Genomic DNA, 15,786 nt, shown 5'->3' with positions numbered 1-15,786 from the left:
TGAGCCCTCCTTTATTGTCACACAAGGACAATCCGTTTTAAGCCTTACCAGCGATTTTCTCTGCAAGCTCATTCAGATAGGTCCAGCGCTCCATTAGACGCTCCAGCTCGGCTTCGGCAAGCCGCTGCTCTTCCACTAGCTCCTGCAGTCTCCCAGAGTCAGCAAATGCTGCCTCCATCTCCGCACTAATATCCGTCAAGCGTTGCTCTGCAAGCTCGATTTGCTCGTCAATCCCCTCATATTCACGCTGTTCCTTAAAGCTGAATTTGAGTTTGGTCTTGGGAGCTGAGGATGCCGCAGTGTTATTGACTGTATCCGTAGGCTCTTTACGCTTTGCATTTCCGTCATCTTTATTTGATTCTGCATTGCGTGAAGAAACATTTTTGGCCAGCCATTCTTCATATTCCGTATAATCGCCAACATGAATCCGGATATCACCATTTTCAAAAGCGATCAGCTTATCTATAGTCCGATCCAGGAAATAACGGTCATGAGATACTGTAAAGACGACACCCGGGAATTCATCCAGATAGTCTTCTAAAACAGCCAACGTACCGATATCCAAGTCGTTCGTAGGCTCATCCAACAGCAATACGTTTGGTGCTCCCATCAAGACACGAAGTAGATACAGGCGTCTTTTTTCGCCACCTGACAGTTTGGAAATCGGCGTCCATTGCATCGCAGGAGGGAACAAGAAGCGTTCGAGCATTTGGCCTGCTGTAATGACGCTACCATCAGCTGTACGAATGACCTCCGCTTCTTCCTTCACATATTCAATGGCTCGCATGCTGTCGTCCATATCCTGATGTTCTTGCGTAAAGTAACCCAACTTAACCGTCGCGCCAAGCTGAACCTCTCCCTTATCCGGCTGCAGCTTACCTGCAATCAGATTCAGAAGTGTTGATTTACCACTGCCATTCGGGCCTACAATCCCTACCCGATCTTGTGGTACAGCAATATAGGTCAGATCTTTAATCAGCTGTCGACCATCCAGCGATTTCGACAGTTCATTGATTTCAATGATTTTACGACCCAATCGTGTCGAAGCCACAGAAATATCGAGCGAACCGTTCGAACTGCTTCCTGTACTTTCCTTCAGCTTCTCAAAACGGTCGATTCTTGCCTTTTGTTTCGTTGAACGTGCTTTAGCTCCACGACGAATCCAAGCAAGCTCCGTACGAAGCAGGTTCTTACGTTTTTGCTCTGCAGAGGCTTCACGCTCTTCACGGTCGGCTTTCAGCTCTAGAAAACGGGAATAGTTGGCCTCATAACGGTATAACTGCCCTCCGTCCAGCTCTAGCATGACACTTGCGACACGCTCCAGGAAGTAACGATCATGCGTTACCATTAAGAGGGCTCCGCGCCGTTTCTGTAAGTATTGCTCTAACCAAGCTACAGAGTCCGTATCAATATGGTTCGTAGGCTCATCCAGAATAAGAAGCTCAGATGGCGTAATCAGGGCAGCCGCAAGTGCTACACGTTTACGTTGACCACCAGACAGCGTATCCATTAGCGCATCGAACTTCACTATGCCCAGCTTAGTAAGCACGCTTTTAGCTTCACTCTCTAAATGCCAAGTACCTGCAGCATCGATAGCCTGCCCAATACGCACCAGTTTGCCTTCCAGTTCTGCATTGCCCGGCTCTTTTTCAAGGCGAGACATGGTCTCCATATACTCACGCATGGTAGCAAGATCTGGATCATCTCCGGCAAAGACCTGTTGCAGTACGGTGTTTGTCGGCTCATAAGGAGGGTTCTGTGCCAAATATTGTACTCGTACATTATTTCCAATCGCAATTTGCCCACCATCTGGGGTATCCAGACCGGCAATAATACGTAAAAATGTTGATTTACCCGTTCCATTCACACCGATCAAGCCAATTTTATCCCGATCATCCATACCAAATGAAGCATCACTAAAGAGTACTTTCTCTCCATAACTTTTGGAAAGATGTTCCACGGTCATAATATTCATGCTATTTCCTCGCTTGCCTTATATTTTCATAAAACCGGTAGCCGCTCTAGACTGCTATTCCACCGGTCTATCATCCTGACCTAAATTCAAGTAATCCATGGCCCCTTTAATAAAAAGACCCGCAGCGAAACCGGCGCGTTTATATGCATCCTCTTCCTTAAAAGACGGATCGAACAAAATATCCATCTTTAGTCGATCCAACATCCCTATGTAGGACTGCGCCATAAGCTCAGGCTCGGACGCTCCGCCCTCCAGCAATACCTTCACTACTGCCTGCATATATTCTTCCATGAAAAGCGTCATATACGCCACAAGCTCTGGGTTATTGTTAGGTGCGCGAAAAAAAAGCTTCGTGTGTCGTTTACGTTCAAAATAATAATAAAGATGATGTTTGGCTATAATCGACAGTTTACCCGCCAAAGTATCACTTGCCTTCAGCTTTTCCTGCAACTGCTGGAGGAATCCCTCACAATCCCGGCGCGTTACCGCCATGAACAATTCTTCCTTACTCTTGAAGTATAAATAAACGGTGCCCTTAGCAATCCCAGCCTGCTCCGCAATTTCCGACATCTTCGTTTCGTAAAATCCGCCTGAACCGAAGAGCTCGTATGCGGCATCCAGAATGGCCGTATGTTTATGATTGGACGTGCTGCTCATCGGTTCCTCCTTTAAATCATTATCCCTAGCAATAGGGCCATTGCCCCTCCGGCGATAGAGCTAACAGCATTGACTGCATCATTGCTCATCCACTTCCAGCCACGTGCATGTTCAACTTTCTTACCGCAGTGGTGTGTACTTTCCACTTCGCGGCCGCATACCGTGCAACGATTCATCTGCTGCACGGTTGCCCCTAGAATAGAATCCGTGAACGCACCCACAAGTCCTCCAGCGAGTCCAGCCAATGTAAGCAACAGGAAGGATTGATCCGGCATGCCGGATATCATCCGCAGCAGCCATGAGGAAGCACCAATAAGCGCGCCTCCTGCGGCTGCAGCTAGCGTACCCAGACTGGATACGCCACCCGAGGCACCTGCCGGAAGTATTTTACCTGTCAGCACAGACCGAGGCGGCTTTTTGCTGAGTGTACCAATCTCCGTAGCCCATGTATCGGAAGTTACCGTTGCCATAACACCGATAAATAAAAATTCCCAAAGATCCATCGGAACAATCGTATTTAGTAGAACGAAAACCATCCCAAGCCCACCATTAGCAAAGACCTGCCCAGCATCTCGGCGGCCTGTCTTGGCATAAGTCAGTTCAAGCTCTGCCTTATTGTCATGATGAAGCTTAGAAAGGAGGCTTGATGAGATGAAAAAAACCAACAATATTCCGAACCAAAAGGCATTTCCGGCACCAAAATAAATGGTTCCCATAGCTACCGCGGCAAGCATGCCGGAGAGGCTTAAGGATTGTTTCCTATAAGCCGCTCCCGCAACTAACAAAGCGCCAAGTGCGCCAATAATCCATAGCATAGATTCATCTCCAACAGATGTTTTTAGCCGATCAGGCAAGTCCCCATCAGCTTGTCACCCCAGTACAATTCAAACGAATCTCCAGATACGGTAGGGCCAACGCCTGCTGGTGTTCCTGTGAATATCACATCGTCTTTACCCAGCCCGTAACGCGCAGCGATAAAATCGACAATTTTTTGGAGCGAAAAGATCATGTTCTTGACATTGCCTCGCTGAACTTCAACACCATTTTTCAAAACCGTGAAATCCGTCCCCTCCAGCTCTTCCTTGTCAGGAAACGCAATGTATGGTGTGAGCGGAGCAGCGTTCTTAAAGCCTTTAGCCGGTGTCCAAGGCAGACCTTTCTTTTGCAGGTCATTATGCACATCACGCAGAGTGAAATCCAGTCCCAGGGCCATAACATCCACCAGATCCTCCACGCTCATACCCGGTACATAATCACGGGCGATACGCAGCACAAGCTCTCCTTCATAATGAACCTGGCCTGAATCTTTTGGAAGCTGAATGACTGCCTTATCGAGGGAAACCGCCGCATGTGAGGGCTTCAAAAAAATGAGTGGCTCCACGGGGATATTATTCCCTAATTCCTCCGCGTGTAGCTTGTAGTTCCGTCCAACACAATATAAATTATTAACAGCAGCGCACACAGACAATCAGCTCTCTTTCCCATCGAATTGGATTGTTTATACTTTTAGAAATGTATCGCCCCAGATATCCGGACGGTTTGTACAAATCATTATATCAGAATGCATGTCTGCTAAGCGACGCATCTCTTTCCCTTTGTTCACGGTCCAAGCCATTATCTTCACACCTTGCTCCGTCAAAAGCTTAGCCAATCTGGGATTCAGACGCGAAAAGCTGATCGATAGAAGAGAGCACTCCAGTTCATGCAGCCTTCGAGCGGGATTACCAAACCTTGAATCAAAGATTAACCCTGTGCGGAAGCGGGGATCTATTTCCTTGATTTTTTTTAACACATCTGTGTCAAAAGAAGTCAAAATCACGTCCTCCCGCAACCCTTTAGAGGAAATAAGATCCGTCACCTTCTGCTCGATGCCAGGATACATATCGCCTACTGTTTTCAGTTCAATATTGAGACGAAGTCTACCGGAGGCTAATGTGAGCACCTCTTCCAAAGACGGCACCCGCTCTCCCCGAAAGGAACGCCCTTTCCAGCTCCCCGCGTCAAGACGCCGGATATGTTCCCAATCCATGTTCTTTACCTTACCATGTCCATTGGTTGTACGGTCAAGCGTAAAGTCATGAATGACGACAGGTACTCCGTCCTTGGAGATCTGGACATCCAATTCCATCCAGTGTACAAAAGGCATGGCAATGGCCATCCGGATCGCTGCTAATGTATTCTCCGGTGCTTTACCGGAAAACCCCCGATGGGCAACACACAAATTGTTCATCATAAGGACCTCCCAGGAACCCTATTTTGTAACTTGAGTGACTTTACCGTCACTGTCGATCTTAACTCGACCAGCAGATAAAGACTCTACTTTTTTAAGTAAAAGCTGTCCGTTCACCTGATTCATTGGCACGGGCTGAGCTAGCTCAGCAGTCATAGGCTTCAGCTGTAATGAACATTGTCCTTTTTTACTGCATTCCGCCTGAAAAACAGCAGTTTCCCAAGTGGCAGGTACCGTTGATCTCGTAAAAATAAAATTACCAGTGCTGTAGGCGATCCACTTACCTTTGTATGGCTCTACACCTTGCAATACATGTGGGTGACCGCCAATGACAAGATCAGCTCCCGCATCGACAAAACTACGTCCTAGGGTCTGCTGAATATTATCGAACTGCTCTACCCGTTCCTTGCCCCAATGGACTACTACGACAACCAAATCAGCTTTTTGTTTAGCTGCAGCAATCGCTTTAAGTCCTTCTCTGCTATCATAAACTGAAGCAAGCCCCGGTTTATTCTTTCCTGCCATCCAATCCGATGCAGGAATCACACGTGTGAACCCCAATAAGGCGATCTTAATCCCTTTACGCTCAAAATATTGCGCCGAGAAAGCTTCTTTACTGTTGAGTCCAGCACCAACATAAGGAATGCCTCTTTCCGAGAGATGACTAAGCGTGTCTCGCAGACCTTCCTCCCCTTGATCAAGCGTATGATTGTTCGCCATATTTACTGCATCCACTCCGGCTGCCTTAAGAGCATCTAACGCCTTCGGTGAGCCTTTGAATACAAACTGCTTATTAGCGGCGCCAACCCCACCCGTGGTCACAGGAGTCTCCAGATTCACGACCGTAAGGTCATCCTTCTTGAACATTCCATTTAACGCGGCATACGAATAGTCGTAGCCTTTCTTCTCAAGCAATTCCCCGGCTTTGCCCGAAAAAATAACATCTCCGCCAAAATTCAAGGTCACTGTATTGCCAGAAGCCTGGTCATCTGATGGAAGTCCAGACACAGAACCACCATCTGCGACTTGGGAGCTGCTTTCATCTGGCGAAGGGGTCGAAGTAGCTTCCGGCGCCTGTGTTTCAATATTCTCTTCCTTCTCAGGCTTCGGTGTAGGTGTGGCCTCAGGCGCTACCGTAGGAGAAGGGACGGGAGACTCCGTGACTTCAGGCGTTGGCGTTGTAGTTACAATAGATGCTGTCTCCTGAGCAGTAATATCGGGTGTAGGTGAGGCTGTGACTTGCGCCACCGGAGGCGGCTCAGAACTCCCCTTAAATTTGTCTTCCATAAAACTATAGCTGAGCGCCACAGTAATCATCAAAAGAAGACCTGCATTGATCCAAATCCAGGCCGTTCTGCGCTTACGTTTGCTCTTATGTTTGTTCTTCTGTCTAGAACGCGATCGCGGCGGATACATTTTTTCTATGATCTCCTCTACTCTCAAATTGGTTCTATTATAGCATATCTAGCACCTGACCCTCCAAATAAGAGAGTCCGCCAAGTATAAACACTCTCACCGTCCTTATAAGGACGGTAAGTATTTAAACGAGAAATATAAGACATAAAATATAGCGTAAAACTTATACTTCCTTATATTTTAAAATCGTATATTCTTCTATTAAACAAAAACGGTGAAGCAAAATAATTTTCGCTTCACCGTTCATTATATAATTCTAACTCTCTCGTAAATGAACAATTAATTCGATATACGCTTTACAGCGCTTTGTGCTGTAAGCTTAGCCTGCTTAACACAATCGGGTATTGCCACTCCATCATATCCAGCTCCAAAGACATATAGCCCAGGAAGTGTGGTCTCAAGCTCCCTATGGAATTTAGAAAGATTGTCAAGATGTCCAACAGGATACTGTGGCATCGAATGTTCCGAACGAGTAATTTCCGTGAATATAGGTTTCGCTGTAATGCCCATGATCTCTCGTAAATCCTTACTCACTAGCTCCGTAAGAGCCTCATCTGGAAGTTGAACATTCTGCTCATCTCCGGAACGGCCTACATGACAGCGCATAAGTACTTTATCATCTGGACTCGTATGCGGCCACTTCGTTGACGTCCATGTACAGGCAGTAATATTGCGCCCTTCCTTACGTGGCACAAGAAAACCTGCTCCAGCATCATCAATTTCGATATCCTTCTTGTCGAAGGCCATGACTAAGTTCGCAACCGATACATAATTTACCGCATCGAGTGCTGAAACATCCACATGTGGACGCAAAAGTTCGGCAGCAAAAGAATTTGGTGTGGTGATATATATTTCATCCGCAAGTAGCCGTTCGCCACTTTCCAGTTCTAGCTCATAACGAGAAGCATTAGTTCCTGTAGCATGTATAGAGACCACCGCAGCTTCAGTTCGCTGTTCTACATCATGCAGTTCATGAATCAAGCCATGCACGAGACTTTGTAGTCCTTTTCGAAATGTCAGAAAAGTGCTGTTCTTTGTGCTCGTATTTGTCTTGGAGGAATTCTGTTCTTTTATGATTCCACGAATAAGACCACCATACTGCCGCTCTACTTCTCCAAATTGCGGAAAGGTAGCCTGTAGGCTGACTTTGCGTAAATCCCCAGCATACATACCGGCTAATAGCGGTTCGGTCAAATTCTCCATCACTTCAGTACCTAAACGTCGCTCAATCAGCTGTCCGAGGGATTCATCGTCATTACTCCGCTTAGGAGGAAGGATCAAGTCCATCAGCGCGCGTATTTTGCCACCGAATGAAACCAGAGCACTTGATAGAAATGGCTTTAGTTCAGTAGGAATTCCAAGCACAAGACCGGAAGGCATAGGATGAAGCTTGTCACGCTGTAGTATATAGGTCTTCTCTGCCTTTGGATTTGTGTTCACCAGCTCGTGATCTAGCTCTAATTCCTTAGCCAATTCAATCATCTCTGTTTTGCTAGCTAAAAAAGAATCCGGACCTTTCTCAATCACAAATCCATCCCGGTGCAATGTTTCGATCTTCCCACCAAGAGTCTTGTCTTTCTCTAGCAGTACAATATCAGGTTTCATGCCAGCTTCTTTGTAAAACTTACGAATGTAAAAGGCGGCGCTGAGTCCACTCAGCCCACCGCCTATGATAACAATTCGCCTAGAGGGACCAGTCATGACTGACCGGCCGACATTTGATTCAATCTTGTACGAACAACATCGCTCAATACCGACATGTACGCAGGATCGCTGTTTAATGATTCAATCCGCATAAGACGCATATCCAGCTCTGAAGCTACGGCTGTTGCCTCGATATCAAGGTCATACAGCACTTCTAAATGATCGGATACGAACCCGATCGGTGCCACTAGAACATACTCTACCTGTTCCTTGCTAAGCTGCTGAAGTGTATCCAGAATATCTGGTCCAAGCCATGGTTCAGCTGTCCGTCCTGCGCTTTGCCACGTAAACTGCCAATTGGTTATCCCCGCTTGATCTGCAATAGCCTTTGAGGTCTCCAATAGTTGATCTTTATAAGGATCGCCCATAGCTAGAATACGCTCTGGAAGACTATGCGCGCTAAATAATACCCTTATCTCATCGCGAGTAGCGCCTGCTTCGATATATTGATCTATTTTCGCAGTTACTCTCCGGCTTAGAACATCGATCAATACTGGGTGCATATGGTAGCTCTCCACAAAACCCATGTTGATTTTACATGCATCAGCCTTTTCCTGAGCACGTTTGATATAGCCACCCACGCTCATGCTTGAATAGTGAGGGGCAAGCACAACACCAACCGCTTGGGTAATGCCGTCCTTCGCCATAGCCTCGACGCCGTCCTCAATAAACGGATAGGCATGCTTCAAACCCTGATAGCAGACAAATTCAACATCCGCCCCAGCTTTATCCGCGTTTAGTGCTGCCTGTAATGCAGCTACTTGACGGTCTGTGTTCTCCCGCAGCGGGAATACACCCCCGACGATCGCTTCATAGCGATCTGTTAATTCTTTAAGCTGCTCCGCTGTCGGCGGATTACCTCGCCGAATATGAGTGTAATATGCTTCAACGTCTTCTAAGCTTTTAGGAGTGCCATACGACATGACGAGAACACCTATTTTTGCTGTCACGGATTCCATCCCCTTATAGATTTAATAGGCTATTTTTAAGAACGCAGTTTGGCTGATTCTTTCAATACTTCCTGTGAATATTCGTGAATATATTCCGTTAATTCTCTAAGCTTCTCTAAAGAAGCCTCCGGGAATAAGCCATGACCCAGATTGAAGATATATCCCGGCTCTTGTACCCCTTCATCAATTAACGCTTTCGCGTGCTCCTTCAAGACGTCCATCGGCGCTGTAAGTAAATACGGATCCAGGTTGCCTTGAATCGCAAATTTCCCACCGGTTCTGCGTCGACCTTCGGACAAGCTCACACGCCAGTCCACCCCGATTACATCCGCTTGAAGCTTCGTAAGACTCGGTAGCAATTCGCCAGAGCTTACGCCAGGAAAGTATATTTTCGGTACATCAAGATCAGATAATTCGGAAAAAATACGAGAAACCGTCGGTAACACATATTTTTCAAAATCGCGTGGCGCAAGGGCACCGACCCAGCTGTCGAACAATTGAAACGCTTTTCCACCACTACGCACGTGACTGCGGAGGTAAGCGATAATCATATCGCCGAGCTTGTCCATCAGCATTTCCCAGACACGGGGTTCACTGTACATTAGCTCTTTAGTCCGAATATATCCTTTGGAAGGTCTGCCTTCGATCAGATAGCTGGCAATTGTAAACGGTGCGCCTGCGAAAGTAATCAAGGGCACGTCCAGCTCCTTATCCAGAATAGCAATCGTCTCCAAAATATGTCCGAGATCGCCTTCAACATCAATAGGCTTCAGTCTCTCGACATCTGCTGCAGAGCGAATCGGATTCTCGATCACAGGGCCAATATCTTTGACGATATCAAATTTCACACCGATAGAAGCGACCGGATTCATAATGTCTGAATACAAAATGGCCGCGTCCACACCTAGCTTGCGCACAGGCATCAAGGTTACTTCAGCCGCCAACTCAGGCTGTTTGCAGATTTCAAGCAATGAGTACTTTTCCTTGATTTTACGGTACTCGGGATCATAACGGCCGGCCTGCCGCATGTACCATACGGGAACGTGCTCCGTTTCCTGCTTTCTGCAGGCGCGGATAAAAGTGTCGTTGTAGGTCATGATAAGATCTCCATTATATTTTATAAGATTTTTTAAAATAAACGCTTACCGTCCTAATAAGGACGCCGATGGCGTTTATGCTTGATCGGCATACTTACTATTATGCCCTTTTTAAAAGGTTGTAACAAGCAAAACGAAGATCGTGGAATGACAATCCTATGACATTACTATGACATGTATTGCACTTTTGAAGCTAAAAAAATGATATACTGATAAAATGTCTATTTTTCTGTGAATCATGTATTTTCTGAAATTCTTTGAAAGGAAGTGAAAGCACTTTGAAGAAATGGGAGACATGGAAGGTCAACCTCTTAGTGCTTTGGTTCGGACAATTCTTGGTAAATGCCGGAATGACGATGATCACACCGTTCCTGACCTTGTATCTTGCTAAGGATCTTGGAGTTCAGGGTGAGCATGAAATTGGAATTTGGGCGGGCCTTATTTTTGCCGCAAACTTTTTAACTTCTTTCATTTTCCAGCCACTATGGGGAAAACTTGCTGACAAATATGGACGTAAAATCATGCTCCTGCGCTCCAGCTTTGGCATGGCTATCGTTATGGTGTTGATGGGCTTCGCACAATCCCCTATGCAGCTGCTCTTACTGCGACTGCTAAACGGTACAATCTCCGGCTTCAATCCCGCTTCCATCGCACTCGTATCGGGTACTACTCCGAAAGCACGTATGGGATTTTCGATGGGGCTGATGCAGTCGGGTTCTGTTGCTGGTACCATCCTTGGACCACTTATTGGTGGTTTTCTTGCTGATTTAATCGGATTTCGTCCGATCTTTTATGTCGTTGGCGCCTTGCTCTTCATCGCCTCTCTACTGGCACTGTTTCTCGTTAAAGAGAAATTCGATCGTGCAGAAGCGGCACAAGAGCCACAGGTGTCAGTAATGGAGGGCTTGAAGGAATTGATCAAGATCCCTCAGCTCCCGGCGCTGTTTGGTGTAACCTTTTTGCTGCAATTTGCAATGATCAGCCCCATGGCCTTGCTGCCACTGTATGTTGAAAAGTTAAATGGGCCTGCTGAGAATATAGCCTTTTTAGCCGGAATGGTCAGCGCAGTTACAGGGATCTCCAACATGCTGGCTTCCCCCTTGCTCGGCAAGCTGAGTGATAAAGTCGGCGCACACCGCATTCTGACCTACGCGTTAATCGGGGCTTCGCTATTCCTGATTCCGCAAGCATTCGTTACTAGCGTGTGGCAGCTAATCATTGTCCGTTTTCTCATGGGGATTTTTATGGGCGGTCTTTTGCCCAGCGTTAATGCGCTTATCCGGTCTTATACCCCTGACGGGAAAGAAAGCCGCGCATTCGGCTTCAACGGCAGCACATTGTCACTTGGCAATATGCTGGGAGCTATCATAGGCGGCTTTCTATCTGGTTATATTGGTATTGAGGGACTGTTTATCATCTCCGGAAGCTTGTTGCTGTTAAACACCGTATGGGTCCGGGTTAAGCTATACAAAGCTACTCCACCACGGCTATTTCGCTAATTTTCTGCTATTTCACCATTGCCAACGCCAGTCCATCATAGGCTGGCAGACAAGTGCTGATCAGACGTTCATCGGTAGCGATCATTTCGTTGAAATGCCGTACTGCAAGAATGGCAGGCCCATTTCGATCTGTATTTAGCGTCCGTCCGCGGAGAAAAATATTATCACCAGCAATAATCGCACCTGGGTTAGCCAGCTTGATGGCATATTCCAAGTAATTAGAGTAGTTAATCTTATCTGCGTCAATGAAAAAGAAATCGAACTTAGCGCCCTCTGCTTCCAGAGCCTTCAGACTGTCCATAGCAGGGCCGATTCTATACTCCGTAGAATCTCCGAATCCGGCCAGTTCTAAATTACGGCGAGCAAGTTCAGCATAATCGGCCCTTAGCTCTAGTGAGGTCAGCCGGCCACCCGCTGCGAAACCACGGGATAAGCAAATCCCGCTGTAGCCGCCAAGTGCGCCAATCTCCAAAATACGCTTCGAGCGGGACAATCTAACAAGCATGGTGAGCAGTCTTCCGTATCCCGGCTCGACAGACACCTCCGGCATACCCGCTTGGACGATAGCTTCTTTTACCTGAAGCAGGATTTCGTCCTCGGTATAAAGTTGTTCACTGTACTCTTCTTGTGTAAGCATAAAGATTCTCCTTTGATGATCCCCCGTTTTCTCGATTTAAGGGATGACGGGGAAAATTTTATGGTTTATGGAATGCCGGGCATTGTGAAGTGTCCCACATTCCCATATACTTGTATGGATGCTTTTGCGAGAAACGCTTATCGTCTTTAAAGGACGACAATGTCGTTTCTTCTTATTGTACTGGCTTTTTGTATTTATCTACAAGTTAAACGGAGTTGAGCGTATTTGAGCAAATTACAATTAATCGCTACTGCCCCTATGGGATTAGAAGCTGTAGTAGCGCGCGAATTAAACGAACTGGGTTATGAGACCACGGTCGAAAACGGTCGTGTATTGTTCAGTGGTGATTATATCGACATCTGTCGCTGTAATTTATGGCTGCGTACATCGGACCGCGTATTAGTAAAAATGGGCCAATTTCCAGCCAAAACCTTTGATGAATTATTCGAGGGTGTCAAAGCCCTTCCATGGGAAGACTGGATTCCAGAGAATGGAGAATTTCCGGTAGAAGGTCGGTCCCATAAATCACAACTAACGAGTGTACCCGCTTGCCAAGGGATTGTCAAAAAAGCTATTGTTGAAAAGCTAAAGCTTTCCTACCATACGGACTGGTTTCCAGAGAACGGACCTCGTTATGTAATCGAAGTGATTTTGTTAAATGATATCGCGCTTATTACACTAGACACTACTGGACCTGCACTTCACAAACGTGGATACCGCAGACAAGCAACCGAAGCGCCACTGAAGGAAACGATGGCTGCTGCGCTAATCCAGCTTAGCCGCTGGAATGGCCACCGACCGCTATATGATCCTTGTTGCGGTTCAGGAACACTGTTGATCGAAGCTGCTATGATCGCTTGGAATATCGCACCGGGACTTCGCCGCTCCTTCCCTTCGGAACATTGGCCAGTCATTCCTAAGTATCTGTGGGAAGAAGCCCGCGAAGAAGCTTTCGATGCCGTGCGAGACGATTATCCGTTGCAGCTAACCGGCACTGATATTGATCCTGCTGCCATAGAAATCGCTGAAGCTGCCGCTAAAAGCGCCGGCCTGTCCGGAGAAATCACCTTCACCGTGATGGCTGCCGCCAAAGCAAGACCCCAAGGGGAATATGGTTGCATCATCACCAACCCTCCATATGGAGAACGGATCAGTAATGACAAAGAGGTAGAGAAGCTGACTCGCCAATTTGGTGAAATGATGTTGTATCTACCGACTTGGTCATTCTTTGCCATCAGTCCTTATAAGGAATTCGAACAATATTACGGCCGTAAAGCGGACAAGCGTCGCAAGCTGTATAACGGACGTATTGAGTGTCAATATTATCAATACTTGGGTCCACTTCCACCTAGAAATCCAAAATAATTTGGAATTCAATTATGCGAGAAATATAAGACATGAAGTATGGTGTGAAACTTATACTTTCTTATATTTTTAATTAAGAACGGACATCTACCTCAATAGAGGACGGTGTCCGTTTCTTCTTACCTATTCATTTACAGCGTTAGGAGGCTTTAATGTGTCACAAGATCCATTTACGAGGAGCAGTTCGTCCTTAACAGATAGAATCATCCCTATTGTCCGCTCCCGTTATATCGGTTATATCCTTTTTCTTGGCATTATGCTCGCTAAGCTAATGTTTCTTCACAGCGGGCTGCATGCCCCAAATATTGATATGAACCGTCTCGATAAGCTGATTGCTCTTGGTTCAGTTATGCTATTGTCATTTTGGGTGCTATGGCTCCCCCGACGTGGTCAAACCATAGCCCTAATAATCATAAACTTGCTCCTGACATTACTTATTTATTCTGACATTGTCTACTACCGATACTTTCAAGATTTCATCACCGTTCCCGTTCTGTTTCAAGCCGGACAGATGGATGCACTCGGCGGGAGTATCTTTGCACTGCTCCGTCCTTCTGATCTCTATTTATTCGCGGATTGGCTGCTGTTTCTCGTTTACGTCTTTTGCGTAGTACTATTCCGCCGGATCACCCATACCTATAACAATGGGCAGGCTTCCTACTATGCTCGTACAAGTCATTCCCGCACTTCATCACGCTTAATGACAGTACTGAAACGGAGCGCTAACGGTGTCGTCGCATTGGTACTGGGGTGCATTCTGACCTTTGGCCCTATCCACTCTTATGCCACTACCTGGGCCAAGGGCTTGTTCACGGGTAACTGGTGGAGCTTGGCGATGTATAACGTTACAGGACTCATTGGATTTCACGGTTATGATATTTACTTGTATGCCAAAGATCATCTAGGCCCTCAGCCCGAGCTTCCACAAGAGGAAGCCAGCTCCATGAAGCTCTGGTTCAATGAACACAATGCTGAGCAAAGCGCACTTAACGACAGCTTTGGAAAATACAGCGGAAGCAACATCATTGTGATTCAAGCCGAAGCTTTTATGAATTTTGTAGTGGGACGTTCGATTAATGGACAAGAGATCACACCTAATTTAAATGCGCTTATCAAAGAGAACACCTACTTCAGTAATTACTATCATCAGACCTCACAAGGACGAACCTCCGATGCGGATTTCGCCTCTAATGGTTCACTCTATCCGCTGGTCTCCGGCTCAGTATTTGTCCGTTACCCGGATCACCAGTTTGACACACTGCCTGCCATTTTGAAGTCAAAGGGCTACAGCACCAATGCCTTCCATGCCTATGAGGGAAGCTTCTGGAATCGACAGATCATGTATAAGGCGATGGGGTATGACCATTTTCATAGTAAAAAAGACTACAAGATCGATGAGCCTCTAGGCTGGTCATTGGGAGATAAATCGTTCCTGAGGCAGTCACTGAATATGATGGATACAGCAGAATCGATACAGCAACCCTTTTACTCCTTTTTGACTACATTATCTAGTCATCATCCTTATTCTCTCCCTGCGGACAAGCAAGGGCTTGATACTGGGGAGTTTAAGGGGACTATCTTCGGTGATTATTTGCAGGCTGTTCACTATACGGATGAAGCTTTAGGGCAATTAGTAAGTGATATGAAACAACGCGGGTTGTGGGATAATACGATTCTTGCCTTTTATGGGGATCATGATAATTCCATCCAAGAGACCTCTTATTACGAGCGATTTCTTGGCAAAAGCCTAAGTAAACTCGACATGCATCAAATCATGCACCAAGTTCCATTACTCATTCATCTCCCGGGCACTAACGCCTCGGTCGTTGATTCTAATCCGGCGGGTCAATTGGATCTCACACCTTCCTTACTCCATCTGCTGGGGATCTCCCAAGATCCTTATTATCTTATGGGTAATAATCTGTTCAGCGGCAAAGAGCGACTTGTGACACTGCGAACCGGTGCCTTTGCCGATGCGAAGAGATCCTATCTCCCAAGTGAAAATGGCCAATTCGACAAGGGTACCTGTTATAGCCTCGATAGCCGCGAAGTTATTGATGCTGCGGGGTGCAGTACAGGGTTCGAGACAAGCAAGCAACGACTGCAAATCTCAGACGATATCATGAAATACGATGGCATCAAAATGCTCCGAAAAGAAGAAACCGCGCCATAAAAATTCTGATCTATAATTAAAAAAAGCCCTAAACTCCGTCATCAACACGGGTTTAGGGCTTTTTAAGTTGATGGATAAGACCT

General features: G+C 46.5%; 13 protein-coding genes. 3 read left to right on the top strand and 10 right to left on the bottom strand.

What is annotated here, in order from left to right:
* Positions 1–37: 37 nt before the first annotated feature.
* From R50345_RS10355 to hemE, 9 genes are all read right to left on the bottom strand, one after another.
* Positions 38–1,975: an ABC-F family ATP-binding cassette domain-containing protein gene (locus tag R50345_RS10355; RefSeq protein WP_042126291.1), complete on the bottom strand. Its 1,938-nt coding sequence runs from the start codon at positions 1,973–1,975 to the stop codon at positions 38–40.
* Positions 1,976–2,029: 54 nt separating this feature from the next.
* Positions 2,030–2,632, bottom strand: coding sequence for a TetR/AcrR family transcriptional regulator (locus R50345_RS10350; protein ID WP_042126289.1), 603 nt, complete (start codon positions 2,630–2,632; stop codon positions 2,030–2,032).
* Between the two features lie 11 nt (positions 2,633–2,643).
* The gene (locus R50345_RS10345; protein ID WP_042126287.1) at positions 2,644–3,447 is read right to left on the bottom strand and encodes a DUF92 domain-containing protein; all 804 of its coding nucleotides are present in this window, start codon (positions 3,445–3,447) and stop codon (positions 2,644–2,646) included.
* 23 nt (positions 3,448–3,470) lie between these two features.
* On the bottom strand, positions 3,471–4,094 hold the full coding sequence (locus R50345_RS10340) for a fumarylacetoacetate hydrolase family protein (protein WP_042126285.1): 624 nt from the start codon (positions 4,092–4,094) through the stop codon (positions 3,471–3,473).
* A 36-nt stretch (positions 4,095–4,130) separates the two neighbouring features.
* A complete protein-coding gene (locus R50345_RS10335) occupies positions 4,131–4,862 on the bottom strand; it encodes a glycerophosphodiester phosphodiesterase (protein WP_042126283.1) in 732 nt (243 codons plus the stop codon).
* Between the two features lie 21 nt (positions 4,863–4,883).
* Positions 4,884–6,278 carry a CapA family protein gene (locus tag R50345_RS10330; RefSeq protein WP_042126281.1) on the bottom strand — a complete coding sequence of 465 codons (1,395 nt, stop codon included), beginning with the start codon at positions 6,276–6,278 and terminating at the stop codon, positions 4,884–4,886.
* A gap of 279 nt (positions 6,279–6,557) precedes the next feature.
* Positions 6,558–7,979: a protoporphyrinogen oxidase gene (gene hemG / locus R50345_RS10325; RefSeq protein ID WP_042126278.1), complete on the bottom strand. Its 1,422-nt coding sequence runs from the start codon at positions 7,977–7,979 to the stop codon at positions 6,558–6,560.
* On the bottom strand, positions 7,976–8,932 hold the full coding sequence (gene hemH, locus R50345_RS10320; RefSeq protein ID WP_139328657.1) for a ferrochelatase: 957 nt from the start codon (positions 8,930–8,932) through the stop codon (positions 7,976–7,978). The genes hemG and hemH overlap by 4 nt, the downstream gene beginning before the upstream one ends.
* 35 nt (positions 8,933–8,967) lie before the next feature.
* Complete coding sequence (hemE, locus tag R50345_RS10315; RefSeq protein ID WP_042126274.1) at positions 8,968–10,029, bottom strand: uroporphyrinogen decarboxylase; 1,062 nt, start codon at positions 10,027–10,029, stop codon at positions 8,968–8,970.
* Positions 10,030–10,307: 278 nt separating this feature from the next.
* Between hemE and R50345_RS10310 the strand changes: the two genes are divergently transcribed.
* Positions 10,308–11,528, top strand: coding sequence for an MFS transporter (locus R50345_RS10310; RefSeq protein ID WP_042126273.1), 1,221 nt, complete (start codon positions 10,308–10,310; stop codon positions 11,526–11,528).
* A gap of 7 nt (positions 11,529–11,535) precedes the next feature.
* Here the strand turns inward: R50345_RS10310 and R50345_RS10305 are convergent, their stop codons facing one another.
* Positions 11,536–12,165 carry an O-methyltransferase gene (locus tag R50345_RS10305; RefSeq protein WP_042126271.1) on the bottom strand — a complete coding sequence of 210 codons (630 nt, stop codon included), beginning with the start codon at positions 12,163–12,165 and terminating at the stop codon, positions 11,536–11,538.
* Between the two features lie 225 nt (positions 12,166–12,390).
* Here R50345_RS10305 and R50345_RS10300 point away from each other — a divergent pair, with 225 nt between their 5' ends.
* Positions 12,391–13,530, top strand: a complete 1,140-nt coding sequence (locus tag R50345_RS10300) for a THUMP domain-containing class I SAM-dependent RNA methyltransferase (RefSeq protein WP_042126269.1) — start codon at positions 12,391–12,393, stop codon at positions 13,528–13,530.
* 154 nt (positions 13,531–13,684) lie between these two features.
* Positions 13,685–15,703 (top strand): LTA synthase family protein, encoded by a 2,019-nt coding sequence (locus tag R50345_RS10295; RefSeq protein WP_042126267.1) that lies wholly within the window; start codon positions 13,685–13,687, stop codon positions 15,701–15,703.
* Positions 15,704–15,786 lie beyond the last annotated feature (83 nt).

Origin of the sequence: Paenibacillus sp. FSL R5-0345 (assembly GCF_000758585.1) — a bacterium.
In the GTDB taxonomy this organism is placed as follows: Bacteria; Bacillota; Bacilli; order Paenibacillales; family Paenibacillaceae; genus Paenibacillus_AQ.
The sequence above is the reverse complement of the archived record's forward strand: the minus strand, read 5'-3'. Positions and strand labels throughout refer to the sequence as shown.